Origin of the sequence: Pseudomonas sp. LS.1a, assembly GCF_022533585.1 — a bacterium.
GTDB lineage: Bacteria > Pseudomonadota > Gammaproteobacteria > Pseudomonadales > Pseudomonadaceae > Aquipseudomonas.
Genome location: NZ_CP092827.1, coordinates 2,256,358 through 2,281,751 on the forward strand (window position 1 = coordinate 2,256,358; position 25,394 = coordinate 2,281,751).

Below are 25,394 nucleotides of genomic sequence, written 5' to 3' on the forward strand. Positions count from 1 at the left end.
TCAGCGCTCAAGACGGAAAGTTGAATGGATCTCATTGTCTTCGTCTAGCCCTTGGTTGGCGCTGTAGGATAGATGCAGTGAGAGGTGGCTTTGGTTGTGTAACGTTTTTTCGAAATGTAGAACCAACCCGGCGCCGACAATTTGACCGGTTGGGGCGATTGGAAATACGTCCATTGCTAGGCCCTCACGGAAGGCGCTTAAACTTCCTGACCACTGGCTTGTCCCGATCACGAAACCCGGTAGAAGTACTGCGAACTCAACGGTCGGTTGAGATGTGGCCACTTCGTTATGAGTGATAGCTGTCCAGTTCGGCGGTGACCAGTGATTGTTATCGTGCCATAGGGTATCGACTTTGCTTACACCGAGTGATAAGGCCTGTTCAGCTGACAGTAGTTTTGGCCCATAGTGCTCATCGTGCCAAGCTTTGATTTCTGCGTGCACTGTGGGGAATGCAAGTAGTTTCTCATCATGGTCCAAGGAGAGCTCAGCGCGGACTTCTCCATCGTTAATGCGATTGCCGAAGATGCTACGCGCTGCCCAAAGCTCAATTGGGCTGTGAAGACGTTCATGTGCCTTCGCGTGAAGGTAGAGGCCTCCTGCAATGATTACGGTTCCTACAAGTACCAGCGCAGCTGCGGCCCATCCGGCAAAGGGCACTAGCGTTGTAACGCCAGCAATTGCAAGTCCAGCCTCAAGGACGACAGCAGATCCAAGTGCCATGGTTATTCCACCTGTCAGCGTGTATGCAGCGGCACCTTGGTTTCCGTTCTCGTTCTGGCGCCACGCCTTGGCGAAATCAGAGAACAGGCTAAATGCTATCGCTGGGTATCCTGTCAAACGCGCATAGAGATTACTGCTTAAGAATTTTATAATCCCATTTCCAAAGGCCATCCCAGAGGCGGTTGAACTTAGCCTGAGCATCACTGCTTTCTGCGTTGCCCGCACGCTGACTAATGTCGCCGATGCCGCACCAATCACCCCGAAAATCGATGAAGCGAACCCCATGGTGTATTCCGGTGCATCGCTCTGCTGCAGGCTGTGGTAGGTGGTCTTGAGCGAAATCACGTTGAACCACAGCATTCCCGCATTCAATCCACCGCCACCGCCCGTCGTGAGTAACCCGAGAAAGTTGGGTTTAGCTCGCGCGGTGGTGGTCAGTTCGATTGACACCGTCCGGCTTCCCGAGATGCGTAGCTCTTTCATCTCTTCAACTTGCGCCATGCCGTTCTTCAGGTACTTCTCCACCTCCTGACTGAAAGGATTGTCCCGAATAGCCTGCTCTGTGATCTGGTAACGCGCTGCCAGCAGTCCCAGCGCTTTCTCGGCATTGGCCTCGCTCGCCGCCAACAACACTTGCCGACGCAGGCCATGACTGGCATCCCAGCGGGTCTGCCCACGCAGGCGCTTGAGCACCACGGTGGTGACCGACTGGGCGGTAAGGTCGGTGATGTCGGCCATGGCCGGAAAGCGACCGGCCAACCCTTCGATCACGTTGTCGCTGGCGCCGAACAGGCTGCCGATCGAATCCGCCTTGTCCTTGAACGGGTTGAATGGCGCCAGGGCGGTGTACAGCGGGCTGTCGTGCTGGTCCAGCCACTGTTCGAGACGTTTGAGTCGCGGGTCCAGTTCTTCAGTGCCGGGCGCTGGCTGGCCCATCGACTGAATCAGCAGCGCCAAGGATATTTCCAGGCCGCGGGCGGAAGTGATTTCGTCGCGGTCGTAGCAGGCCAGGGCCGCAGCCAGGCTGTAGGGGTTATCGACATGCTCGGGTTCGGCGGTCCCGAGCCAGGCGTCATGGTCGTGGCTGGCCTGCAAGGCCTGGTTGCGCAACGCGATGATCCGGCGTTCCAGTTCATCGCGCTCGGTGAGGAAGTGCCGGTACTTGGCGAGGTCGAGGCGCTGTGCCAGGCGGGCGCCGTTGGGTGAGTAGTCTTCGTGGGTGAGGGCCTGAAAACGTGACTCGGACGGCGACAGGGCGGGGCCGCGGCGCTCGGTGCCAAGCCGGAACTCGGCCAGTTCCGGTGAAGGGGCATCCGCCGGGTACAGGCTTTCCAGCGTCTTGTTCAGCAGCATGGCCACCAGGTTGCGGTGGTGGAAATCGTGGCTTTGCACGCTCAGCTGTTCGGCATCCAGTTTGTAGCACGCCGGTACGCGTTCCTGCTCGGGCCCTTGTGCCGGCTTCATGTGCTCCAGCTGTTCGGCGGGCATCAGGTCGCGCAGTTGATGCTGGTAGGCCGACACCGTCAGGCTCAGGTCCAGGGCCATGCCTTCGGCATCGGTGAGCGCCACCACTACCGGTACTTTCGGCTGGGTGTAGGGGTAGTGCCGGCCGATGGCAACGAGGTTGCCGATGGGCAAGGTTTCGGTGATCGGGTCGCTGCTCCAGGTCAGGGGCATGCGCCGCTCGGTGGGCTTGAAGTCTTCGACCCAGGTTTGCAGGGCACTGACCGGCAAGACATGGCGTTGGGTTGAGGGTACCTGGTTGCCGGCTACCAGTTCGGCCATGTCCAGCTGGCGCATGTGCCGTTGGCGCAAGGCGGCTGAACTGGTGATGCGGGCGGTCATGGCGTTGGTCCACAGGTGCGGACTGTAGCCGATCCACACTTCCCTGGCGGTATCGGGGCAGGTATCGGCCCACACCCAGCCCAGGGTGCGGCTGGACAGGTAGCGATCACGCCGGTGGTAGTCGTCCAGCCCACGGTAGCGCAGTTCCTTGTAAAGGCCCGCGCCGACGTACTCGTGAATGACCAGTTTCTGGCCCAGGGTGCCTTGCATGAACACGTAGACATAGCCCGGGCGCAGCGCGCGCAGGGTGTAGGCGGAGTGTTGCAGTGGCCCGAAGCCTTGTTCGAGGTTGAAGCCTGCATCGGCATAGCGGCAGGCGGGCATATCGCCGGTGCGTGGCACGATGGCATAGCGCACCGGCAGGATGGGAATGCGTGCGCTACAGGCAGGGCCGGAGGTGGCGCTGCTGACACTGGCGTCATTCATGGACGGGCTCCTTGCTCTCGATCAATGCGTGCAGTTCGCGAAGGCGGCTCTGGGGTGACTCCTCGAGGTTGGTGTAGATCTTCCCTGCCTCATCGTTGCTCATGAGCCACATGTGCCTGGCAATCAGCCTGATGAACTGCCCGGCGACTTCCTCGTCACGAAAGTTGAGGGCTTTCAGTTGCGGCAGCAGGCTTTCAATCCAGTGCCTGATGTCGGCCAGTGTGTGGAGGTCGTGTTGTGGCAGGGCTAACACCTCGTGTGCCAACGTGAGCACGAAGTGTTCATGCATGCCTGCTTGCAGCCGCTCAAGTTCAAGCTTGCGCAGGGAGAGTGGGGCTTGCGCAAAAGAACGGGCAGTGGTCGGGCTGCGTTCAAGTGTTTTCCACTCGTGAGCCGGCCCCCAGTTGATTCGCCAGGCCAGCGAACACACAGGCCCAAGCCAGGTAGTCCGATGGTCGTCATCCAGCGCATCCAGCCAGGCTGCAAGGTGGTCTGGCCTGAACTGGAAAGTGGCCAGCCCCTGACCCGGAAGCGAGATCTGTACAAGGCTGGAGAAATGGTCTACCAGCTCGGTAAAGCCAATATCGGCATTCAGCGCGATGGCACCGCCAATGGGCATCCAGGTAGATATGGCATGGGCAAGCAGTTCGGGCGCGTCTGACACGTTTACCAGCAACGGCCCAAAGTCATGGCGGTCATCCACAGCACTACCCCGCCACAGCCACGCATGCTGGGTGTTGCGGCTGACTTCATTGATAAGTTCAAGTACCGAAGGGGCATAGGCCGGGACCAGCTCGCCATTCGGGAGTATCTGGGATATTGGCCGGTAGGCCGAGTGCTCGAGCACAATGGTCATGAGCAACAGAAAGCGCGCATTGCTCCCGAAATGCACGCTTGGCAGCGTGTTTGAGGGCGCTGTTTTCATCGACCTGGCCCTCTGGTGCAGCGGCAGTCGGGCAACGGGCAGGAACCATCGGGGCGGCGCCCGCACTGACGATCCAGCGGGTTGCCATTGACCGGCGCACCGCTGATGGAAAACAGGTTGGTTGCCCCATCTGCCGATTTCAGCATCTGGCCGTTGATGCGTATTGTCGGGCTGTCCAGGGTGATGCCTGTCTCATCGATCTGAATGGAGCCCCCAGGGCCCTGGATGATCACGGCTTCTGCTGTGCGAAGCTCATAGCGGCGGGTACGCCTGCGGATTTCGCCCCGGGCTTCAAGTTCGGCATGCCCCTCGACCCGCTGCTCGAGGTTGCCGCCGATACTGGTGTGGTGATTGGCTGCGATCTGGTCGTGGCGGTGATTGCCGATGGCTTCAATACGATCCTTGGCTATCTTGATTGTCTGGTTTCGACCGATGTCGAGAGCAGCGTCATGCCCAATGGTGACGCGCTCATCATTGCCAACCGTTTCAGTGCGGTCACGGCCAATCAGAATCGATTCGTCGTTATTGACCTGTTCCTTTCGGTCGTTGCCGACCTGTGTCGTCTCATCGTGCTTGACCACAATGTTCTGGTCTTTCTGTGCGTGGATGAAGACCTCTTCCTGGCCCAGTTCATCTTCAAAACGAAGTTCGTTGAAGCCATCGCCCTTATGCGTCTGGCTTTTGATCGTCATGCGTGTTTTGTGTCGGGGCAGGTCGTAGGGCGGCAACTGATTACCGCAGTAGGTGCGCCCGGTGATCATTGGCTGGTCGGGGTCGCCATTGACGTACTGGATGATCACGTCCTGACCAATACGTGGAATGGCCATCGAGCCCCAACTGCCACCGGCCCAGCCTTGGGATACCCGCACCCAGCAGGAGCTGAATTCGTTGTCCTGGCTTTCACGGTCCCAAGGGAAGCTGACCTTGACTCTGCCCCATTCATCGCAATAGATCTCTTCACCGCGCGGGCCCACGACGGTCGCCATGTGCGGCCCATCGACGCGAGGTTTATCCAGCGGAGCAGGGCGCCACTCCGTTCTGCCGGGGACGAGCTGTGCGATTTGCTCGTAGCGTGTGCTTTGGTCGACGCCGGCGGCTTCTTCTTGCAGGCTGGTGAACTGGCTACCTTCATGAGTGACCGCAGTTACTCGCCAATGCACGTTGAAGTCAGCGCGGGGGTGGCCCGCAAGTGTAAAACCGAGGCCGGGCTGCAGGCGTACATCATCACCCCCGACTTCGGCAACACGTACATCGTGTCGCAGTGCGGTAATGCGGTTTTCAGTGAACGGTTTGCCTACGGCATCGCGCTTGTAGCGGCCAGGGTAATCGAAGCATTCGTACTCGCTGGATTGATGTTCCAGGAAGGGGCCGGTGGCTCTGTGTTCCTGGCGATAGGCCGGGTTGGTGAAGGTGTAGTCGCGCTGAACCTGACGTGCCGTGCGCACCTGTTCGCTGTAGCGCAAGCGCCGCAGGCAGGGTTTCGCCTGGGCACCACCGCTATTGGCTTGATAGAGGACTGTATTGGGATCGAGCAGTCCATCCACTTCGAGAAAGCTCTCGTCTTCATCCTTGGCCTTTTTGACCCCATGGCTGATCAGGCCAAGCGATTGCAGCCGGTCAGTGATGATCAGTTTGTGAAGTTTTTCACTGTGCTCGAAGCGGTAGACGAAGCCTTCTTCAGCAGCCAGGCGAGCGATGAACTCAAGGTCTGTCTCGCCGGCCTGAACGCAGAATTCGCGAATCTGGTGGTCCATGCTTGCCCGCAGTTCGTACTGTGCGATGCCTTGGCGCTTGAGCATCAATTCAAGAATTTGCGGAACGGTCTTGTGTTGGAAAATACGCCAGTTCGAGCGCAGGTTGGCGCGCGCCAGTTGCGGTTCGACTACCGCGCTATAGCGTGTGCGATGAGGGCCACTATCGCCTTGGTTGAACCTGCTGATCAGACCATGGACATGTCGCAAAGGGCAGTTTGCACGGGAGATGGTGAACAGTGCAGGTTTGTCGAGCAATTGACCGAAGTCTAAATCGTTTTCATGGCTGATCAATTCAAGCTCTAATTGGAAATTAGTGCTAATACCTTCCTTGAGGGTAAAGGAAACCACCTCGAACTCTAATCGGCTAGCGAGAGGTCGAAAGCTGTAATGCAGTCCAGATTGGCTAGGCATAAGAATTCCTTATCTGCCGTCTGATAGTTTGAGGGTGTCCAGGCAGCAAATCTGCCCGGAACACTCAATGCCTCAGTGGAGTGTTGGTGTTTCAAGTCTTTTGCCAGTCATCGGATCCTTCGGTACCGCAGACCTCATGGCATTCAGTGATTTTCCGGTAGGAGAACCAGACTTCAACCTCTTGGTGTCGGGGCGTCGGTGTGTCTTCTTGTGCGTGGGGCTGCTCGGTTCTCAGTTTGATGATGGTCGCGTCCGTAAGTGTGGTTCTGTAATACAGCTCATTTGGATCTTCGCTGGTTGCTCTGTATTGCGTGATTACAACTTCTGGGAGCAACTCGGCCTTGCAGATCGATTCCAGCAGCAAGGGCTTTGATTTGTTGGTTGTGAAGGTGACTTTGTAAGGGCCATGGACGCGCTTTCCCGAGGGCTGGCCGTTCTGTGGGTCGATTGGGGTGTTTATCTCGTGCTCGATTTTTTGCACCATGATCTCATCGGCGAACTCCGATTGATAAATATTACCAATCGACTCGGAAGTGCTGGCGCCCTCACTGATGTTGCCTTGTACCTTGCCGTTGATTTTTAAATAAGCTGGTGATGCCATGATGTGCTCCCAATTTCAGTAGGTGTACACGCCAATATTTATAAAGGCGTGGCCATCGGAAACGATGGACTTGTTAACGAGGCGGAGCCTCGCCATATCGTTGAAGTCAGGGGTTTCGAATTTCAGCTATTTACTGCTGTAAAATTCCGTTGAGTGATTCCAGCACCTCGGTAGTAATCAGGTGCAGGCGATAGCTATAGATTCCATAGGCCACGGCCATGGCAAGGACGGAAATCACCAAAGGGCTCCACCACGGAAATTGCCGGTTCATACGAAAGTTGCGCGGAGCCACATGGGTGTAGGGGTCACATACTTCTTCCGGGGTAGGCCCACGCAATTCACGTAGCATCCCGTGAAGTTGGTGGATGAGTGCGTTCAGCGTTTCTTCGCCCTTTGGCGCAATGGCGTACTTGCCCCTCAGGCCAAGGCACAACGCGAAGTACATGAACTCCAGTACGTCCTGGTAGCGAGCGGGCTCCTGCATCAGGCGGGACAGCACCGTAAAAAATTTCTCCCCGCCCCAGGTTTCGTCGTGGAAGATGCTGAGCAGTGGTTCCTGGCTCCAGCAGCTGTTCTTGCCCCAGGGCCGTTCCATCACCGCTTCATCGATGTACAGACACAGAGCGTACGAATACGCCAGCGTTTGGGCGGGCTCGTAGCCGTGTTGGCGCATTTCTTCCTGGATGTTCTCGATCTGCTTGCGCACTTTCTGGTGTACATCTTTGATGTTTGGCAATTCATCCAGTGTGCGCAGGCGTATGACCAGGCCGAACAGCGGTGCAGCTGCATCCAGCATCAGATTGTCGTAGCCGCCACGTAGCTGGAAGTCTGGATCAGCCGGGTAGCCTTCATGAACGGGCTCTGGCTCTGACTTTGGCTTCTGCTCGTCGGCTTCAGACGTTGTCGAGGTGGGTGGGTTACTGGGCAATGGCGTCTTGAGCCTCGAGTACAGCCGTGTGCCTTCGACATTTGTGGTTTCGATGGGGGCATTGCTTTTCTCTTCCATCTCATTCACTCCTGATTGCCCAAAATTGCAGTTCAAGGCCGGGGAAGTCCCCCGCAATGTGGATACCGAAGCCGCTCGCGGTCTTCATGCGTGCCCACGCCGGGTCACGCCGATCCAGTTCGAAATAGTTGAAGCCTGCATGGAAAGGCAGGTCGCGAGGCGCCACCGGTAATGGGGTCAACGGGATACCTGGTAGTTGCAATGGCACCAGCTCGTTCAGTGATTCGAGTGAAGTGACTTTGACTTTCTGCACGAACATCTGGCGCAACACCTGAGGGGGCAGGTGGGCGCGCACCGCAAGGATGAAGTCAGCCTCATCGATCAGCCGGCGATCCTCCAGCGTGGTCGTCATCACGCCATAGTCCAGTGTCTTCAGTGCTAACGACACGGCGCGCGGTTGCAGGACAGTACCTAGTGCTCGGCGTAACGTGTCTTCCAGCGGCTTGAACGAGGTGCGCAGTGCTGTGTGGTGATAGGCGGGGTATTCCTGTGGCAGCCGATTTTCATCGGTAAAGGTCACGAATTCGCCACAGGCCTGGCTCATGCTCAGGTAGAGCTGTTCGGGGTGTGTCTGGGCTTGCCTGGCCAGGTGCTGGAAGCAGGGCCACCAGCGGTTCATGGCTTGCAGCAGATTGAAGTCGCGAATATCGGCGATGCCAGACTGGCCTGCTCCGCCAATGCGTGCTGCGAGGTTGCGCCCCCGTTCGCGCATGGTGTTGGTAATTTCTTCAAGAAAACGTTGCAGCGCCGGTATTGCCCGCACTGCCACGCAGGTGGGGTAGAACGCTTCATCCAGCTGCAGGCTGCCATCGGGACGGCGCTCCAGAATGCGTGCCAAGGCCAGGCGGGTGTAGGCGTTGCTGTCTTCGGCCTTGCGTTTGAGCTGCAGGTTGGGGACGGCCAGGTCGACCTGCACCAGGTCGCCGTCAGCGCTATGGGTATCCTTGATTTCCTGTGCCTGGGCGATGTAACGGGAGTCGACGGTATTGTCTGGCCAGCTCACTTCACGGCCACCATCGGTGCGCAGGGGCAGGCATAGATACACTTCGCTGTCCTTCGAAGCGTCATCTTCGATTTCCAGCGGCGGTGGTGGTGGAAGATCCGCGGGGATATCGAACACCGTGCCGTCTGGCATGATACCCCGGGCCCGGGTAATGGCGATTTTGCCCAGGGTGAGGTACTCGTCATTAAGCTGAAGTTCGCTGAAACCGTAAAAGGCTGCATTTAGGCTACCAAGGCGTTGGTGCAAGGCTGCTTCGCTAGCCCGGGCCGCCTGCTGGAAATGCTGTGGTTTGACGAACAGGCCCTCAGGCCAAAGGACGGGATTACGTGAACTCATGTGCGCTCCATGTCAGCGTGAGTAAGCGAAAAGGACAGGACAGGTAGCGCCATCAGTCTTCTTCCTTGAGCAGGATCTGCGTGTCGTTGACCAACACCGACAGAATGATCTGGTGTCCGCGTGGAGGAATGCGCAGCACTTGGCGCCAGGTTGCGTTTTCCTGGCTTCGGTAGTCGCCAATTACCGCTACGAAGCGGGTCTCGGGCTCGATGGGCGCAAAGGGGATGAACTTGAACTGGCCAGGGCGCAGCAGGTAATCATCATCACGAATGTAGGTGCTGCGCAGAACCTTGGCCGGGTCCTTGTCCAGCAGTTGATACACGCTGTTGCGTAGCAGAGAGTCGTCGCTTAACTGCAGGATCTTGATGGCAATGGGCGTAGCGACCGGCTCTGTGGGCAGGGTTGTAGTGCGCGGCAAGGTAAGCACCACTGTCGGGTCGTCGTAACTACCGGGTGTGCTTTCCTCCAGTGGCGAATAAGCCAGGTCATTGCTTTCGTCCTCGTCCATGACGACCGGCGATACAGCGGGAAATTGCTCCTGGAGATATTCGAACAACGTTCCTACTTTTTCGGTCAGTGCGTAGGGGTCTCCTGCACTCAGGCTCACGGCGTAGGGGCTAGGCTCCAGGACGCTTACATGTTCAGTTGCGATATCCAGGCTGTTCGGGTTGACATTGAGGGTAGGGCTGGCATTGATGCTGAACGCGACCTCGGTTGGGTGATCCTTGGGCGGTCCAATGGGCAGCGAAGGGTCCATGACCACTTGGCTCACTCTGCTCAGGGAAGTGCAGCCTGACAGCCCGATCAACATGGTCAACAGGGTGACTGCGAGCGGATGTCGCGTCATGAGTGTCCTCCTGCAATCAGGCGTTGCAGTGGGGTTTCGTGCGATAACCCCTTTACTGTCACTGCATCCAATGCCGCCAAGGGATCATTCCCCACGTCCAGCTCGAAGACCGAGCAGATCTCAGTGGTAGCCCGGGCAGTTGGAGGCTTTGGTTGCCAAGTCTCGGTCGGCATTTCGGCGATCAGCTGGTCGAGTACCCTATGGCCAGGGTTGAACAGATCCTCAAGCGAGCGCGCATCGGTTTGTGAGTACTGAACCAACAGCCGATAAGCGCCGACATGAAGCTGATCACCCTCAAGAAGCCGTCTCGCAGTTATCTCTCCCAGGCTGACGATGCTGTCGTTCAGATAGGTGCGATTGCAGTGATCGATCACACAGAAGCTGCCCTCGATCCAGCGGATTTCGCAGTGAATTGGTGCAACGGTCTGGTCACGGTCATTGATCAGCCAGGTGGCTGCCTTGCTGCCGATGGTGCCGCCCGTGCAATCGAACCGATACCGCGCGGTGACGGTGTGCTGCAATTGATCGAGATTGGTAATGTTCAAGGTCAATGTATTCATGAGCGCCCCCGGAACCGGACGACGGGGCTGATCTGGCCGTGGCGGTCATCGACAAAGCTGGTCCAGCCCAGATAGGCGCCTCGGCTGCGGTGCAGACAGAAAGATGACAGCGCGTTTTGCTTCAGGCGCAGTTCCAGGTCGTAGGCCAAGCCATCACGCAGTAAAAAGTCGATTAGCGCGCGCAAGCGGCCGAAGTTGATGCCGCTGGGGAGCAAGTCGCGCAATTGCGTTTGTTCCAGTTCGCTGATCACGATGGTGAACTTGCTGCTCCGCGTGCGCGTGCGGCTGCCGACCATGAACGTGCTGCCCAGCTCGCCATTGCTGCGCCCGAGGCTAACAAGCTGTTTGGCAGTAGTGGGGACCGAGCGGGTTTCGAACTCGCGGATCTGCACATGCTTGAGGTCGAAACAGTGGGCAATGATGCCGGCCACGGTTCCCGGTGCACGGCTGCGGCTGGCAATGACACCGGCAAAACTGAGCAGCCGACTCCAGGGCAGTGCCGTGTCCCCTCGCAGCTGTTTGTCGTTCAAACCAAGCAGCGCAAAGACGTACTGTGAGAACCCATCGGTGGCTCCCGGCTGAAAGCGGATGTAGTAGCGATATTTACGCCAGATTCGATGCAGCAGGCTGAGCAGGTAGTGGTTGAAGAAATCGAAGAAAGCCGGCCGCACACCAATACCCTGTGCATGCTCGTATGCCACCTGTTCCAGGTAATAGGTGGGCAAAGGCGAGTCAGTACCGTGCAAACCCATGAAAGTGGCGCACACGCGATAGCGCTGTTCCTCGCCGGGCATCCGTTCGGCTTTGTATACGTCCGAAACGGGGAAGGTCAGCCGCGGGTCGCTGGCAAGGCGCACACGTAACCGGGTGGCCTCGCTCGGCCAGCGTGGTTCAAGGTCATCACCATGCAGGCCGTGCAAGCGCTCCAGCAACTGGAAGAAGTTGTACTGGTGCGCCTCGGCGAGCAGCTTGTCGGCTAGATCAGCGGTTGTTTGCCGGTCTGGATTGGCCATGTGTAGTGCTCGTTATTGGTGGTGTTGATTACTTCCAGTTGATGGAAGGAATTGATGCTGGCGTACAGCGCGAAGAAGTGCGCGAGCACGCAACTGAACAGGTACAAGTCGCCTTCGCAGAGGAAGGCGGCCTGGTCCAGCTTCAGCCGGGTGTGCAGGCCACGAATGGGTTGCCCCTTGATAAGCCAATCCAAGGGTGTTGTGTGAACATCGCGGATGCCATCGAGGCGCTTGCGGGTGGTGCGTGTTTGCTGGATGTCGTGCAACGCGGCGAAGTCATAGGCGCGAATGACCGCTTTCAGTGGGTCGACCGAGAGCAGCGACAGGTAGTTGAGCGACATGTTGGAGATCAAGGCCCACTGCAACTGGCCATCCAGCACCGGCCTGTACGGGCGGGTGGGGGCGCAGATGTTGGTGTAGGTAGCCAGGGGTGGCGTGATTTCGGTGAGCACGTTGATGTCATCGATGCCCAACGCCAGTGGCAGGTCGCGATTGGTGCAGGTCAGGTCGATGGACGCCGTTTCCAGCTCGCCAATGTAGGTGTTGGCATCGGCGCGCACGAAAGCGATGCGATGCGTGACGCCATCGCCGCGCAGGGATTCTTCGAGCTGGTAGCGGTAATACAACGCCGTGCGCCCTTGTACATGCTCGATTTCATGGGCGAACGATTCGAATGGGCGGAAGGTTCTCAGGTGTTCGCCGGTACTGCCGTCAGTCGTGGTGCGGGTACTGATCACCTCATCGATGCTGAAGATCTCGTAAGCGTAGCGCTCTGCGCCTTTAGGCTTCAGCTCGACCTGAGCAACGTCGCTGGACAGGTCGATAGGTTCGGCGCTGTGCTTGAACAGGTTGACTGCAGTTGTGCAGAACAGCCTGAAGTCTGCTTTGCCGACACGCAGCGAGTCGGGAAGCTGGCGGGTGAAGTGCAGCTTGATACGTACCTTGGCGCTTTGTTCTGCGGGCCACAGGCGTTCCAGTCCGCTGACAGCGAAGAAGTGAAAGCGCTGTGGGAAGATGAAGTACTCCTGCAGGATCCGGTAGCCATCGAAGACGTTCTGCGGATAGGGCAGCAGGGCTTCATCAGGGTTGAAACCCGGAAAGGCGATGCTGCTGGCCGGCAATCGGCGAACCTCGCCATTGATGGTTACGCTGACATGTTCGAGATATTGAGAGATCCATAAATAGAGCGTGCGGGCGGTGCGGTGATCACCGCTGAGGTGGAAATCGAGGCTGGCACAGCCCAAGGTATTCAACGGCCGCTTCACCAGGGTTTGAAGATCGATGTGAACCACGGAGTTGTCGAGGGTTTGGGTTGCGCCTACCGCGTCGATTTCGAACGGATGAATGTTTACAGCTGTGCAGGTGCGAAATTCACAGGCGACACCGTCCACGGGTTTTGAGAACAACCTTGAACCCTTGGGGATCTGTTGTGACTGGCTGAGCGATTGCTTGCGTGGCGTGAACTGGATGATCGTTACGCTGGGCAGCGGCCGAAGGTAGTTGGGCCACAGCAACTGCAGCATAGGGTGCGTCAGTTCTGGCAAGTCGTCTTCCAGCTTCAGTCGTAGCTTGGCCGTCAGGAACGCAAAGGCTTCCATCAGGCGTTCGACATCGGGGTCGCTACCGCCGTTGCCAAGCAGCCGAGCCAGCTGTGGGTTGTCCTTGGCGAAGTCGCTTCCCAACTCATGCAGGTAGCGCAGTTCTTCGTTGAATCGGTCCTTCAGTGACATGGGTCACCTCACTCGGGTATAGCGGTTGTGCCCGTTGACCAGCAGCTCCAGTTGCAACTGCTCCGTGTGGTCATTGACCTGTACCTGGCAGTCCAGCCTGAAATGCAACTCCAGCGGGGAGTAACAATCGGGCACTGCTTTGAGCGCATGCACCTGTATGCGTGGTTCAAAGCGCTGGATGGTGCGGCGAATATCAATGCTCACTTGCTTAAGCAGATCGCCGCTGCTCGTGTCGTGCCCGTTGAAGTCGCGCAGGCCCAGCTCAGGGCTGCTCTGTGAGCAACCTTGGCGGGCGTTGAGCAGTGTTTCGAGATGGCGCTTGATGGCGGAGAACTTGTGGGAGGCGTTCTCCTGCCGAGATGGCTCCCGATTGGCAGACTGATCCGCTATCAAGCGATCAAAAAAGCCTCTCATTGCCTGTCGAGCCGCCCGACCAGGGAGATTTCGAAGTTCGCACCCATGTATTTGAAGTGCGGGCGTACGGCGAGCGAGACCTGGTACCAGCCTGGATCACCGGCAACGTCTGAAACTTCAACGCTGGCAGCGCGTAGCGGCCGGCGGCTGCGTACATCGGCAGAAGGGTTCTCCTGATCGGCGACATACTGCTTGATCCATTTGTTGAGCTCGCACTCAAGGTCGCGCCGTTCTTTCCAGCTGCCGATCTGCTCGCGCTGCAGCACCTTGATGTAGTGGGCCAGCCGGTTGACGATGAACAGGTAGGGCAACTGAGTGCCGAGCTTGTAGTTGGTCTGGGCCTGCAGGCCTTCGGGTGTCTTGGGGAAGTTCTTCGGTTTCTGCACCGAATTGGCCGAGAAGAAAGCGGCGTTGTCGCTGTCCTTGCGCATGGTCAGGGCGATGAAGCCCTCTTCGGCCAGTTCGAACTCTTTTCGGTCGGAAATCAGCACCTCAGTAGGGATTTTGGCCTGCATCTGACCCAGGGATTCGTACAGATGCACCGGCAGATCTTCGACAGCGCCGCCTGACTGCGGGCCGATTATGTTCGGGCACCAGCGGTAGCGGGCAAAGCTGTCGTTGATGCAGCTGGCCAGCAGGAAGGCGGAGTTGCCCCACAAGTAGTTGTCATGCCGGCCGGCGATGTCCTCGTCGTAGTTGAAGCTCTCGATCGATTTCTCCTGGTGGTGGTAGGCGGAGCGGAGCATGAAGCGCGGCCCGGTCAGTGCAGTGTGACGGGCATCTTCACTTTCCCGGAAAGCACGCCATTTGGCATGCCGTGGGCCGGCGAAGATGTCCTTGATCTCCTTGAGGTTCGGCAACTCCTCAAAGCTGCTGAGGTTGAAGAACTCCGGAGAAGGTGCCGCCAGGAACGGCGCATGCGACATGGCACCGACAGAGGCCATGTAGCTCAGTAGCTTGATGTCCGGGGAGGAAGGGCCGAAGTTGTAGTTGCCGACCATAGCTGCAACTGGTTCACCACCAAATTGGCCGTAACCTGCGGTGTAGACGTGTTTGTAAATGCCACTGCAGGTGATGTCGGCCGCGTTCTCGAAGTCATCGAGCAGGTCTTCCTTGCAAACATGCAACACCTCAAGCTTTATGTTCTCGCGGAAGTCCGTGCGGTCCACCAGAAGTTTGAGGCTACGCCACGACGATTCAAGCTGTTGGAACTCGGGCTGATGAAGAATGGCATCCATCTGTTTGCTGAGTACCCGATCCAGCTCTGCAATCATCTGGTCGACGCGATGCTTGTTGATTAGTTGATCTGGGTCATTGCTCATGAGAATTTTGGCAATGAACGCAGATACACCCTGGCGAGCAACCTGATAGCCCTCTTGAGCGGGCACCAACTTGGTTCCTGCCATGATCTGGTCGAGCAAGGTGGTATTGCTCATTGTCTCGGTAGTTGCTTCAGCGGCGACGCTAGTGTTGCTTGGCTTTGGCATTGGGACGCTCCGTTGTCTCAGTCTTCTTTTGGCGCCTCGAGCACCAGGTCGAGTTCTTTCGCGAGTTGTTTGCGGGCTTGCTCGTTGTTCAACAGATGTTGCAGTTGCTTGCGGAAAGTTGGCACGTTGCCCAGCGGGCCTTTCAGGGCGACTAACGCCTCTCGCAGTTGAATCAGTTTGTTCAGCTCCGGCACCTGGCGAGCGATGCAATCGGGCCCGAAGTCGTTGATCGACTTGAACTGCAGATTGACCGCCAGTTCCGTATCCTGCGCTGCGCCGAGCATGGATGGCACCGACATATCCAGGCGCACCTCGGCATCGCTCAGCACATTGTTGAAGGTGTGTTTGTCAATACGCATGACCGTACGGTCTTCCAGGGCGCGGTTGTCATCCAGGCCGAAGTCGCCCAAAACAAGCATCTTGTGAGGTAGCTCTACTTCGGCTTGTTCCCCACTGGTGGCCGGTACGTATTTGATGTTGATGCGCTCTTGGGGCGCAACGGAGCCGGAGGACTTGCTCATTGACTGATATCCTTGAATGTTTCAGCTTATATGTAGGAAGTGTCCTACAAATTCGTGTGTAATAATAAACATGTGCCCTTGCTTAAGTCTGTTGGTGCATAAAAACCATGCGCTTTGAGTGTGGCGGGAGTCGAGTGAAAAGATGTAAGAAAATATTTGTTTGTGTTATCTCTTGGTGATGTACTAGGCTCCGGTCGATATCGTTCGGTTTGGTGTTTTGCACTTTGTTCGGTGTGGTTGGCTGATTTTGTAGGAAAGTGCGACTTATCATGTGGGATGTGTTTACTATTTCAAAAAGAGAGTGGACTCAAGATGATTGCCCGCTATTCCTGTGGCATTGTTCTCTCGTTGATGTTTGGTCTGCCGCCGGTGTTGGCGAGCCCAGTGCGGGACTGCCCTAGAATTGTGTCTAACGTGGAGCGTCTGGCTTGCTTTGATGAAGCAGCGAATACGCCTGCATATGTAACAAAGCGGCAGTGGTCAGCACCCGAGCAAGAGGCACCCAGTGTGCTACGAGTAATGGCAAACGAAACCGCGCGAGGGCCAGATGACCTGACCTTCCTCGCAAGTACGGATGAGGGGGATTGGCGGTTGCACGGGCTGGTGATATCAGCACCGGCAATTGCATCGGCTGACCTACGCCCGTACCTGGCTATCAGCTGCGTGGAGGGCATCTCCAGGCTGCAGTTGATCAGCGCCCAGCCCCTGGACGCGAGATGGGTGAAGGTGCAGTTGCAGGGGATGCGTGGATCCACGGTTGCAAGGCCCTGGCAGGTGATGGAGAACGGCCAGGTGCTAGATGCGGGGCGAGGCCTGCCAGCCATCGAGCAGATCAAGAAGTTGATCGGGGCTGAACGCATACGGCTGCTCAGTGATAACCCCGAGGTTGATGGCCTTGTGTTCGATGCCCAGGGGCTGGACCCATTGATCAGCAAGGCGCGTAGCACATGTCGCTGGTAACTGGGTGGGGGGAAGAGCAACTTACCCGGTTGCTTATGCCGATCGATCCGGCAGTACCGGCTGGCCTGTTCGATATGGAGGACGAAACCTACCAGGCCATTGACCAGGAGATGGTCAAGCTGGGCGGGCTACAGGAGGCTTCAATCGACTGGAGCTACATCGAAGAGGCGTCCTGTCAGTATCTGGGCCAGCAGTGCAAGCACTTGCGGATCGTCGCACACCTGAGTGTCGTGTGGCTGCGCAGCGGTTGTTGGGAGCGCTGGAACGTCACCTTGGCGTTACTTGCCGGGATGGTGGAGCGCTATTGGGAAGCCGCTCATCCAAAACCGGGGCCCAAAGGCTTCCTGGGCAAACGCAAGCTGGTTGGCCTTGTGCTTAATCGCTTGATCGAAGCGCTGCCGCGCCTTGACCGTTTCACGTACAGCCCTGCTCATGGAATGGCCGCACAGGATGCGTTGACGCGTTTGATGCAGCAACAAGACGGCGCACAACTGGATGCGGCTGTTCTGAGCAGGCTGGAGCGGCTGTTACTTGAACACACGGACCTTGCCAATGGTGTTGGCGAGGCTGCTGCGCCCATCTCCCCGATTGCAAGCAGCCAGCCAGCGTCGCTGGCCGATGTCATTGCAAGGCCAGTGCCCCGGGCTTCAATTGGCAACGAGCGCGAAATGCGGCGTGCCGTGTTGAATATGGCCGAGCTCATCAATCAACAGGATCCCTACGACCCGGTTGGCTACCAACTGCGTCGCTTCGGCTTATGGGCCCATATCCAGACCGCGCCTGCAGTCAAACAGCGGCACTGCACGGGACTGATAGCGGTACCGCCGGAAGTTGTCGCTGGTTACGAAAATGCTGCAGCTGGCACTTCGATTGATGTTGCGTTACTGCATCGGATCGAGAAAAGCATCACGGCGGCCCCTTACTGGATCCGCGGGAGCTTCCTGGCTGCGACTGTAGCGTCACAGTTGGCGATGACCGAGGTCAGCGAGGCCATTCGTAGCACGACCGCGCGGTTTGTACAGCGCCTTCCTTCGTTACAGCAACTGTGCTTCAGCGATGGCACGGTGTTCGTCGATGGCCAATGTCTGGCTTGGCTCAAAGGCAGAGAAAGAGTGGCTGACCAAGGCGCTGCCTTTCAAGAGTTCCGCAGTCTGCGGGAGGAACTCATCTCTCAGCTGGAGGGTATCGGTGTAGAGCAGGTTCTCTTGAGGCTGCAAGGGATGCAAGCAGATCTCCATTCCCCTCGTGAACGCTCCCACACCACGCTCATCGCCGCCGATTTGCTGACGACGCGAGGCGTTTCCTGGTTGGCCCGGGAATTGTGCGTCGGAGTAGCCCGGACGATGCAGCAAACCACTGCTGCTGCCTGGGAACCCGAGGTTTTCCAAGGGCTCCAGCACTATGCGACATCTTCAGCATTGGCAGATCAGAACAAGGATCCGGAGCCCTCATGAATACACTATGGAAACAACTCAAACGCTGGGGCTTGCCCCTGGTTACCCGCATTGGCCTGGCGATGCCGTTGCTACTCGGGCTTGGCGCCGTGCTGATGCTGATCGCCATCTGGTGGCTCGGGCCGCAATGGACGTGGGGTGAGCAACAGCCGCTAGCCGATGTGGCTCATCGCATCGTGGCGAGCCTGGTGCTTGTGGTGGTACCGCTACTTTGCGGGCTTATTGTATTAAGCATGCGCTTTCGTCAGCTGCAAGCGGAACGCAAGGAGGCGGTGGCCGTCGAACTGGATCGCGCGTTACCGCTTGTCCACGCCCAAGAGAAGGCATTGAACCAGGGGCTTGCGCGATATCTCGACAGTGCCGGCGGGCGCAGAGCCTTGTACCGGTTGCCGTGGTACCTGGTGTTGGGTGATGAACACTCCGGCAAGAGCAGCTTCGTTGAGCGTACCGACCAGAATTTTTCCCTGTCCCGCATCGACCGCGCCCAGGCGCGCGGCCACCAAGTTGAAGTGCTTGCCTACCCGGTAGGCTGGTGGGTCAGCAATGACGCGGTGATTATCGACCCACCTGGTGTTTTCATCCGCCAGGAAGCATCGGCAGGCTCGTTATCCGAGCACTTGAAAACCCCTGAATCTTCCCTGCCGCCCGGAACTCCAGCCAAACTGTGGAACCACCTGCTGGAATGGCTATTGCAAAATCGAAGTCAGAGAGCCCTCAATGGATTAGTGCTGGTCATCGACCTGCCGGCACTGGTTCATGGCACGTCCGAGCAACGTATCGCTTTGGCCCACCTCCTGCGCGCACGTCTGTACGAGGTGAGTAGTCAGCTAGGTTCGCGCCTGCCATTGTATGTGGTGCTATCCAAATTCGATCTGCTGGATGGCTTCGACCAGCTCTATAGCAAGCTCTCGGTCTCCCGGCGGGAGAAACTGCTGGGGTTCACGTTCAAACTGGATGCGGTCGATTCGTTCGACGCCTGGTTGGACGAATACGATGAATACTACGGTCGCTTGGTCAGGGGGCTGTTCGAGCAGGTATTTGACCAACTTGACGGTCTGGGCAGTGCACCGCTCCGGGCGCGGCTGTTCTCCTTGCATGCGCAACTGGTTGGCCTGCGCCCGATATTGCTGGGTTTCCTGCGTGAAACGTTGGCGAGCGATCGGTTCACCACGCCTGCATTGGTACGTGGCGTCTATTTTTCGTCGGTCGTGCAGCAAGGCGACATGCTCAATGCATTCGTTCGTGAGGCGGCACAACCCTACGAGACAAAGCTCCCCCTACGTGAAGGCAAGGCGCAAGGCAAGTCATTGGTCTACTTCATTCAGCAGGCCTTCCGAAGAGTCATCTACCAGGAGGCCGGCCTCGCTGGCGACAATGTCAGGGTGGCACGTAACAAGCGCCAGTTGTTATGGATGGGTTCCGGTGTAGGGGTCCTGGCGTTCTGTGTCGTCATTGCCACCTGGCAGCGCTATTTCGATATCAACGGCACCAAGGCAGCCAGCGTGCTTGCCAAGAGTCGGGAGTACAGCCGTCACCAGGTGGACCAGCGCCTGGACCCGACCGGGCGCAACTTGCTGGAGCCACTGGACCAGATCCGTGATGCAGTAGTGGTATTTGGCGATTATCGAGCGGCCTGGCCGGGTGTTGCTGAATTTGGCCTGTACCAGGGGCGCACCATTGGCCCCTCGATCGATGAGGCCTACCTGAGCTTGCTCTCCAAGCGCTTCTTGCCGGCCTTGGCCAGTGGCGTGATCGACGCCATGAACGCGGCTTCCCCAGGCAGTGAGCAGCAGATGGCCACGCTCAGGGTGTACCGGATGCTCGAAGATCGCCAGAACCGCCGGCCAGGATGGGTTGAGGACTGGATGGCCCGCCAGTGGCAACAGGCTTTCCCGGGCCAGGGGCAACTGCAGCGCAACCTCATGCAGCATCTGAAATACGCCTTGGCCTATGCCGATACCGATCTGCCACAGTACCGCCAGCGTGTCGCCGACGTGCAGCAGACCTTGCGCAAGGTGCCGCTGGCGGAGCGGGTCTATGCAAGCCTCAAACAACAGGCCCAGGAGCAGCTGCATACAGGCTTGGACCTGCGTCATCAGGTGGGGCCAGCATTCGATGTGGTCTATCAGCAGGCTTCTGGCTCCAGGCTGGGTGATGATGGTGTCTTGCTTGCGCCCATGCTCACTGCCAGAGGCTTCAAGGAATACTTTGAACCGCGTAGCCAGCGGTTCGCCGAGATGGCGATGATCGACCAGTGGGCGTTGGGCGAGCGAGGTCAGCTCGATTACTCGGACACCGACCGTGATGTGCTGACAGAACGCCTGCGCAGCCTGTACAGCACCGATTACATTGACAGCTGGCGGCGTGCCTTGAATGCCATTTCGGTGGCTGATTTCCGTGATCTGGACCATGGTGTCGCCATCCTGGAGCAGTTGACCGGGCCCGCTGCTCCGCTGCATCGGCTACTGGATACGGTGAGGGACAACACTGCGCTTTCATTGCCAGTGGGCCTTGATATACCGAGCGAGGCAGAAGCGCTTCGACCAGCAAGCAGCAAGCCCGAGATGCAGCAAGCGTTGGCCATCCACCGGGCATTTTCGGGCCTGAGTGCCATGTTGCAGGCAGCAGGTGAAAAACCGAGCTACTACGATGAGACTCTAGCCGCCATCGTGGCCGTACATGACTACGCCAAGGCAGTGCAGGACAGCCCGGACCGAGGCAAGGCCGCTCTGCAAGCCGTGCATCAGCGCTTCTCGATGACAGGGCACGACCCGATCAGTACCTTGCAACGAGTGGCGACGGGCTTGCCGGAACCCGTCAACCACCAAGTCCGAAAGGTGGCGGATCAGACTGCGCAAGTGCTGAACGTTGAAGCGCTGCGCGAGTTGGAGCGCCGCTGGGATGCTGAGGTTTACAGTTTCTTCCAGCAGCGCCTGGCAGGCCGCTACCCCTTTGTGGTGAGGGCGCCCGATGCCTCCCTGGATGACTTTGAGGCATTCTTCGGGCCAAAGGGGCGTCTGCAACAGTTCAATGATCAGTACCTGAAGATCTTCCTGAAGGAAAACCTCGAAGCCCTGCAGTCCGGTCAGCACGATCAGTCGCTGATTCGCGATGATGTGATCGAGCAGTTGGAGCTGGCTGAACGCATCCGCGAAACCTTCTTCGACCAGCGCGGCAACCTGAGCGTGCAGTTCAGTATTGAGCCGTTGGGGCTGAGTGCGAATCAACGCACCAGCTTGCTGGATCTGGATGGCCAGTTGATTTCCTACACTCATGGCCCAAGCCAGATCGCCGGTATCGTCTGGCCCAATACCCAAGGGCAGCAAGTGCGCAGCAACCTTACCTTGCTCAGGCAGAACGGCAATAGCAGCAGCCTGGAGTACCGCGGCCCTTGGTCGATGTTCCGCCTGCTCAGCCGTGGCTCGCTCAATGGGAGGACGGCAACCAGTGTGGATTTGAGCTTCAGAGCGGGTGACGGGGTGATGCGCTACCGGTTGAATGCCGAGAAAGCCTTTAACCCGATTACCCAGGAGCCTTTCAAGGGCTTCCGATTGCCACGAGGTTTGTTGCAACAGCCACCCAAGGTGGCGCAGGGGAGGCAGTCGGATGAGGCGCTGTTATGAAGATCAGGGCCGGTACAAACTCAACGCTCTACCAGCCAGGTAACCGAACGTCATCCCCGGCCCCAAGGTAATACCGCCACTCGGGTAATACCCGCCCATCACGCTGTGCATGTCGTTGCCCACCGCATACAGCCCAGGAATCGGCTGCATTGCATGGTCCAGCACGCGGGCGGTACTGTCTGTTGCCAGGCCGGCAAAGGTACCCAGGCTGCCCGGCAACAGTTTCACGGCGTGATACGGCCCGTCCAGCAATGGTCGCAGCGATGGATTGGGTACCTGCAACGGCTCGCCCTGGGCCCGGTTGTAAGCCGATACGCCACGCTGGAAAAGCGGATCTTTACCCCGGGCTGCATGGCGGTTGAAACCGTCCACCGTGCGCTGCAACTGCTCGGCATCGATCCCGCAGCGCTGCGCCAGTTGCGCCAGTGTGCGACCGCTGTGCAGGTAACCGCAGCGCTGATAGTGGCGGGTGGAGAAAGGGAAGGGCTTGGCCCAGCCGATACCATAGCGACGTTGCGCGGCGTGGTCGCAGATCAGCCAGGCTTCCGGCGCTTCCCCCTGCGGCGTGGCGGCGAACAGCGCGTTCATGAAGTCGTGGTAGCAATCGGCCTCGTTGACGAAGCGCCGGCCATCGCGGCGCACGGCGATGAAGCCGGGCTTGGCGCGGTCGATCAAGTGCGGGAAATGGCCGAAACTGCCATCGCTGCGCGGTACCCGTGACACAGGCGCCCAAGCACCCGCATGGGCCGTAGTCGACTGGACCAGGCCACCAACCTGTTCGCCCAGGCGCAAGCCGTCACCGCTGTTTTCCCTGGGTGCTGCGGAGTAATGCTGGGTACCGTCCGGCGCATGGGGCATCACTTGCGCGATGCGCTGGCGATCATGCGCAAAGCCACCGCAGGCCAGCACCACACCGCGGCGGGCATGGATCACCTGGCCGTCGGCAAACTGCGCGCCCCTGACCCGGCCTTCGCCCAGCAGGCGGCTGGCCGGCTTGTCGGTCAGTAGCGTCACGCCAAGGTCCAGGGCGCTGCGCAGCAGGCGTGCCACCAGCGCGTTGCCATTGACCAGTTGCAGCCCGCGCCGGTGCAGCAGCAGGTCGCGGGCATGGCGCAGCAGGCGCTTGCCCACATGCAGCGCCGCCTTGGGCGAGCGCGTGGCGTTGAAGAAGGCGGCCATGTCGGCGCCGCCGGCAATGCCCATGCCGGCCAGGCTGACGATGTCCAGCGGTGGGCGCAGCTTGTGCAGCCAGGGCCCGAGCAGGCGCCCGTCATATGGCAGTGCACACAGCGAACGGCCACCGCGTGCGCTGCCGTCGCCTTCGCGCATGTCGGGCATGCGGCTGCCGGACTGGAACTGGACGGCAGTGTGCTGCTGAAAGAACGCTACCATCTCCGGGCCGTGACGCAGGAAGGCGAGCTGGCGCGGGTCCAGGTCGCTGACGTGGGTTTGCGCGCGCAGGTAGCGCTCCGGGGCATCGTCGCGCTCGACGATGCCTTCGGCGATGGCCAACGGGTTGCGCGGTATCCACAGCCATCCCCCCGACCAGGCGCTGGTGCCGCCCAGCTGGCTGGCTTTTTCCGCGACGATCACCTGCAGGCCGTGATGTGCGGCAGTAACGGCGGCAGCCAGGCCAGAGGCGCCGGCGCCGATGACGAGTACGTCACATTCGAGGGGGTGCATGGTGGGGTTCCGCTCAGGTGTTGGAGGAAGGTTTTACTGCAGCGGTGAAAAACCGGTGGGCCGCAGCAGTCGCGACTGCAAGCGCAGCACCGCGCCCAGCTCGCGGTTACGCCGTGAGAACTCTGCCCAACGCGGGTCCGCTGCCATGGCTGTACGGCGTGCCATGCGCTCGTCGAGGCTGGCATAGCCCCAGATATGCACCACTTGGTTGACCTCGCCGAACTCGCTGGTGAAAAAGCCGACCAGGTTACCCAGGTGCTCGCTTTGCACCTCCAGCGCGTGGCTTTGATACAGGCTCAGCCAGTCGGCCATTTTCAGTGGGTCGAGGGTGTAGGTTCTCAGTTCGTAGTACATGCTGGGGTCTCCATGTGGGTGGTCGGCGCCTGCAGGCGCGCGGCGATGTGGTTGGCAGCGAGCCAGCCGAAGGTGAGGGCAGGGCCCAGGGTGATACCGGGTCCGGGGTAGGTGCCTTTCATCAATGAGTTCATGTCGTTGCCGACTGCATACAGCCCGGTAATGGGGTGACCGTTGCGGTTCAGCACATTGGCATCGGCATTGGTTACCAGCCCGCAAGCCGAGCCGAGGTCGCCGGTGTGGAGGCGGATGGCGTAGAACGGTCCGCGGGTCAGCGGCGCCAGGCAGGGGTTGGGCATGTGTTGTGGGTCGCCCATGTAGCGGTTGTAGCTGTTGCCGCCTTTGCCGAACGCGCGGTCGATGCCGTTACGGGCGTCGGTGTTGAACTGTTCCAGGGTCTGCATGAACACCTGTGGGTCCACGCCGATGGCCTGGGCCAGGGCCTGCGCGGTTGCGGCGCGGTGCAGGTAGCCAGCGTCGATCAATGCCTGGTTGTCCACCGGCTTTGGCCGCGCCAGGCCCAGGCCGTAGCGGTTCATTGCCTCGGCATCGCAGACCAGCCAGCAGCTGGCAATGCCGTTGGCGAACATGGTCTGCACGAAGTGGTGGTAGGAGTCGGACTCGTTGACGAAGCGTCGCCCGTCCGGGTTCACCGCGATCACGCCCGGTTTGGCGCGGTCGGTGACCAGGTGCGGGAAGCGCTCACGCTCGCCACTGGCATGGCGCAGTTCGGAAACCGGCGCCCAGAAGAAGTTGGCCGCCAGGCCCTCACCCTGGGCTGCGGCCACGGCTTGGCCAAGGCGCAGGGCAGCACCGTCATTGGTGGGCGGTGACATGCTCAGGTGCGGCGTCGGCTGGGCGGGCCGGTAGCTGTCGGCGAGTGCGCCTGCAGCGAACCCGCCCATGGCGCACACCACACCGCCACGGGCCAGCACCCGTTCACGGCGCCCTTCGCGTTGCACCACCACGCCGGCGACCACGCCGCGTTCGACGATCAGCTCCACGGCTTCGCTGCGCAGCCACAGCTGCGTGCCATGGGCGAAGGCGCTGCTGGCCAGGCGGGCGATCAAGGCGTTGCCGGTGGTAAGCCGCGTGCCGCGTGGGTGGTGCAAGCGGTCCCGTGCGTAACGCGCCATCAGCTTGAGGCAATGCCACAGCGACCTGGGCGAGCGGCGAATACTGAGAAAATGCTGGATATCCACGCGGTTGACCATCATGCCGCCGAACAGCAACATGCCGGGCGGCGGCATCTTCAGGTTCTTGAAGTGCGGGCCGAGCTGCTTGCCGTCGTACTCGACCATCTCCAGCGCCCGGCCAAACTGAGTGGCGCCAGGTGCGTCCGGGTAGTAGTCCGGCGAGTGCGGGCGCAGGGCGTAGCGCAGTTCGGTGTTCTGCTCCAGCCAGCGCAGCGCCTGGTGGCCATGCTCGATGAAGGCGTCGACCAGGGCGGGGTCGTAGCCGTCGCCAATGACCTGCTTGAGGTAGGTGCGGATGGCCTCGGGGGAGTCCACCGCACCTGCAGCGCGGGCTTGATCGGTACCATAGAGCCACACCGCCCCGCCGGAAATCGCCGAGGTGCCGCCAAAGTGCTCGGCCTTTTCCACCACCAGCACTTTCAACCCACGGCGGGCGGCCGTGGCGGCAGCGGCAAAGCCTCCGGCGCCGCTACCCAGCACGACCAGGTCAAAACTGTGTTGCGCGTGTTCAAGCGTCGGCATGGC

Annotated in this window: 19 protein-coding genes; 3 read left to right on the forward strand and 16 right to left on the reverse strand. The window is 59.3% G+C overall.

The genetic code is table 11. From position 1 onward, the window contains the following. The 13 genes from MKK04_RS10375 to tssB form a co-directional block, all read right to left on the reverse strand. Complete coding sequence (locus tag MKK04_RS10375; RefSeq protein WP_241106549.1) at positions 1 to 2,991, reverse strand: T6SS effector BTH_I2691 family protein; 2,991 nt, start codon at positions 2,989 to 2,991, stop codon at positions 1 to 3. Beyond that, on the reverse strand, positions 2,984 to 3,916 hold the full coding sequence (locus tag MKK04_RS10380) for a DUF4123 domain-containing protein (RefSeq protein WP_207830507.1): 933 nt from the start codon (positions 3,914 to 3,916) through the stop codon (positions 2,984 to 2,986). The genes MKK04_RS10375 and MKK04_RS10380 overlap by 8 nt, the downstream gene beginning before the upstream one ends. Then, positions 3,913 to 6,081, reverse strand: coding sequence for a type VI secretion system Vgr family protein (locus MKK04_RS10385; protein WP_241106550.1), 2,169 nt, complete (start codon positions 6,079 to 6,081; stop codon positions 3,913 to 3,915). The genes MKK04_RS10380 and MKK04_RS10385 overlap by 4 nt, the downstream gene beginning before the upstream one ends. 91 nt (positions 6,082 to 6,172) lie before the next feature. Beyond that, the gene (locus MKK04_RS10390; protein ID WP_087500852.1) at positions 6,173 to 6,682 is read right to left on the reverse strand and encodes an Hcp family type VI secretion system effector; all 510 of its coding nucleotides are present in this window, start codon (positions 6,680 to 6,682) and stop codon (positions 6,173 to 6,175) included. 130 nt (positions 6,683 to 6,812) lie between these two features. Continuing rightward, the gene (gene icmH / locus MKK04_RS10395) at positions 6,813 to 7,688 is read right to left on the reverse strand and encodes a type IVB secretion system protein IcmH/DotU (RefSeq protein ID WP_207830499.1); all 876 of its coding nucleotides are present in this window, start codon (positions 7,686 to 7,688) and stop codon (positions 6,813 to 6,815) included. Between the two features lies 1 nt (position 7,689). After that, positions 7,690 to 9,027 (reverse strand): type VI secretion system baseplate subunit TssK, encoded by a 1,338-nt coding sequence (tssK, locus tag MKK04_RS10400; RefSeq protein WP_207830495.1) that lies wholly within the window; start codon positions 9,025 to 9,027, stop codon positions 7,690 to 7,692. Positions 9,028 to 9,079: 52 nt separating this feature from the next. Continuing rightward, the gene (gene tssJ / locus MKK04_RS10405) at positions 9,080 to 9,874 is read right to left on the reverse strand and encodes a type VI secretion system lipoprotein TssJ (protein WP_207830491.1); all 795 of its coding nucleotides are present in this window, start codon (positions 9,872 to 9,874) and stop codon (positions 9,080 to 9,082) included. Then, positions 9,871 to 10,434, reverse strand: a complete 564-nt coding sequence (locus MKK04_RS10410; RefSeq protein ID WP_233688265.1) for an FHA domain-containing protein — start codon at positions 10,432 to 10,434, stop codon at positions 9,871 to 9,873. The genes tssJ and MKK04_RS10410 overlap by 4 nt, the downstream gene beginning before the upstream one ends. After that, the gene (tssG, locus tag MKK04_RS10415; RefSeq protein WP_233688264.1) at positions 10,431 to 11,447 is read right to left on the reverse strand and encodes a type VI secretion system baseplate subunit TssG; all 1,017 of its coding nucleotides are present in this window, start codon (positions 11,445 to 11,447) and stop codon (positions 10,431 to 10,433) included. The genes MKK04_RS10410 and tssG overlap by 4 nt, the downstream gene beginning before the upstream one ends. Then, positions 11,411 to 13,177, reverse strand: a complete 1,767-nt coding sequence (gene tssF, locus MKK04_RS10420) for a type VI secretion system baseplate subunit TssF (RefSeq protein WP_241106551.1) — start codon at positions 13,175 to 13,177, stop codon at positions 11,411 to 11,413. The genes tssG and tssF overlap by 37 nt, the downstream gene beginning before the upstream one ends. Before the next feature lie 3 nt (positions 13,178 to 13,180). Further along, positions 13,181 to 13,591, reverse strand: coding sequence for a type VI secretion system baseplate subunit TssE (tssE, locus tag MKK04_RS10425; RefSeq protein WP_241106552.1), 411 nt, complete (start codon positions 13,589 to 13,591; stop codon positions 13,181 to 13,183). Beyond that, a complete protein-coding gene (gene tssC / locus MKK04_RS10430; protein ID WP_233688261.1) occupies positions 13,588 to 15,078 on the reverse strand; it encodes a type VI secretion system contractile sheath large subunit in 1,491 nt (496 codons plus the stop codon). The genes tssE and tssC overlap by 4 nt, the downstream gene beginning before the upstream one ends. Before the next feature lie 17 nt (positions 15,079 to 15,095). Beyond that, positions 15,096 to 15,599 carry a type VI secretion system contractile sheath small subunit gene (gene tssB / locus MKK04_RS10435; RefSeq protein WP_241106553.1) on the reverse strand — a complete coding sequence of 168 codons (504 nt, stop codon included), beginning with the start codon at positions 15,597 to 15,599 and terminating at the stop codon, positions 15,096 to 15,098. A gap of 351 nt (positions 15,600 to 15,950) precedes the next feature. Here tssB and vasI point away from each other — a divergent pair, with 351 nt between their 5' ends. From vasI to tssM, 3 genes are read left to right on the forward strand one after another with little or no spacing between them, the layout of a single operon-like run. After that, positions 15,951 to 16,559 carry a type VI secretion system-associated protein VasI gene (gene vasI, locus MKK04_RS10440; protein WP_233688270.1) on the forward strand — a complete coding sequence of 203 codons (609 nt, stop codon included), beginning with the start codon at positions 15,951 to 15,953 and terminating at the stop codon, positions 16,557 to 16,559. Next, positions 16,547 to 18,013, forward strand: a complete 1,467-nt coding sequence (gene tssA, locus MKK04_RS10445; RefSeq protein ID WP_241106554.1) for a type VI secretion system protein TssA — start codon at positions 16,547 to 16,549, stop codon at positions 18,011 to 18,013. The genes vasI and tssA overlap by 13 nt, the downstream gene beginning before the upstream one ends. Continuing rightward, on the forward strand, positions 18,010 to 21,636 hold the full coding sequence (tssM, locus tag MKK04_RS10450) for a type VI secretion system membrane subunit TssM (RefSeq protein ID WP_241106555.1): 3,627 nt from the start codon (positions 18,010 to 18,012) through the stop codon (positions 21,634 to 21,636). The genes tssA and tssM overlap by 4 nt, the downstream gene beginning before the upstream one ends. A 3-nt stretch (positions 21,637 to 21,639) precedes the next feature. Here the strand turns inward: tssM and MKK04_RS10455 are convergent, their stop codons facing one another. The 3 genes from MKK04_RS10455 to MKK04_RS10465 are packed head-to-tail and all read right to left on the reverse strand — an operon-like array spanning position 21,640 to position 25,391. Beyond that, positions 21,640 to 23,319 (reverse strand): FAD-dependent oxidoreductase, encoded by a 1,680-nt coding sequence (locus tag MKK04_RS10455; protein WP_241106556.1) that lies wholly within the window; start codon positions 23,317 to 23,319, stop codon positions 21,640 to 21,642. Positions 23,320 to 23,352: 33 nt separating this feature from the next. After that, a complete protein-coding gene (locus tag MKK04_RS10460; protein ID WP_063913626.1) occupies positions 23,353 to 23,673 on the reverse strand; it encodes an NIPSNAP family protein in 321 nt (106 codons plus the stop codon). Next, complete coding sequence (locus tag MKK04_RS10465) at positions 23,658 to 25,391, reverse strand: FAD-dependent oxidoreductase (protein ID WP_207830467.1); 1,734 nt, start codon at positions 25,389 to 25,391, stop codon at positions 23,658 to 23,660. The genes MKK04_RS10460 and MKK04_RS10465 overlap by 16 nt, the downstream gene beginning before the upstream one ends. Positions 25,392 to 25,394: the final 3 nt, after the last annotated feature.

Coding starts and splice junctions, on each gene's coding strand:
- tssM (WP_241106555.1), top strand. CDS start 18,010: ATGAATACACTATGGAAACAACTCAAACGCTGGGGCTTGCCCCTGGTT.
- MKK04_RS10465 (WP_207830467.1), bottom strand. CDS start 25,391: ATGCCGACGCTTGAACACGCGCAACACAGTTTTGACCTGGTCGTGCTG.
- MKK04_RS10455 (WP_241106556.1), bottom strand. CDS start 23,319: ATGCACCCCCTCGAATGTGACGTACTCGTCATCGGCGCCGGCGCCTCT.
- tssE (WP_241106552.1), bottom strand. CDS start 13,591: ATGAGAGGCTTTTTTGATCGCTTGATAGCGGATCAGTCTGCCAATCGG.
- tssK (WP_207830495.1), bottom strand. CDS start 9,027: ATGAGTTCACGTAATCCCGTCCTTTGGCCTGAGGGCCTGTTCGTCAAA.
- MKK04_RS10375 (WP_241106549.1), bottom strand. CDS start 2,991: ATGAATGACGCCAGTGTCAGCAGCGCCACCTCCGGCCCTGCCTGTAGC.
- MKK04_RS10385 (WP_241106550.1), bottom strand. CDS start 6,081: ATGCCTAGCCAATCTGGACTGCATTACAGCTTTCGACCTCTCGCTAGC.
- icmH (WP_207830499.1), bottom strand. CDS start 7,688: ATGGAAGAGAAAAGCAATGCCCCCATCGAAACCACAAATGTCGAAGGC.
- MKK04_RS10410 (WP_233688265.1), bottom strand. CDS start 10,434: ATGAATACATTGACCTTGAACATTACCAATCTCGATCAATTGCAGCAC.
- MKK04_RS10460 (WP_063913626.1), bottom strand. CDS start 23,673: ATGTACTACGAACTGAGAACCTACACCCTCGACCCACTGAAAATGGCC.
- vasI (WP_233688270.1), top strand. CDS start 15,951: ATGTTTGGTCTGCCGCCGGTGTTGGCGAGCCCAGTGCGGGACTGCCCT.
- tssC (WP_233688261.1), bottom strand. CDS start 15,078: ATGCCAAAGCCAAGCAACACTAGCGTCGCCGCTGAAGCAACTACCGAG.
- tssA (WP_241106554.1), top strand. CDS start 16,547: ATGTCGCTGGTAACTGGGTGGGGGGAAGAGCAACTTACCCGGTTGCTT.
- tssJ (WP_207830491.1), bottom strand. CDS start 9,874: ATGACGCGACATCCGCTCGCAGTCACCCTGTTGACCATGTTGATCGGG.
- MKK04_RS10380 (WP_207830507.1), bottom strand. CDS start 3,916: ATGAAAACAGCGCCCTCAAACACGCTGCCAAGCGTGCATTTCGGGAGC.
- tssG (WP_233688264.1), bottom strand. CDS start 11,447: ATGGCCAATCCAGACCGGCAAACAACCGCTGATCTAGCCGACAAGCTG.
- tssB (WP_241106553.1), bottom strand. CDS start 15,599: ATGAGCAAGTCCTCCGGCTCCGTTGCGCCCCAAGAGCGCATCAACATC.
- tssF (WP_241106551.1), bottom strand. CDS start 13,177: ATGTCACTGAAGGACCGATTCAACGAAGAACTGCGCTACCTGCATGAG.
- MKK04_RS10390 (WP_087500852.1), bottom strand. CDS start 6,682: ATGGCATCACCAGCTTATTTAAAAATCAACGGCAAGGTACAAGGCAAC.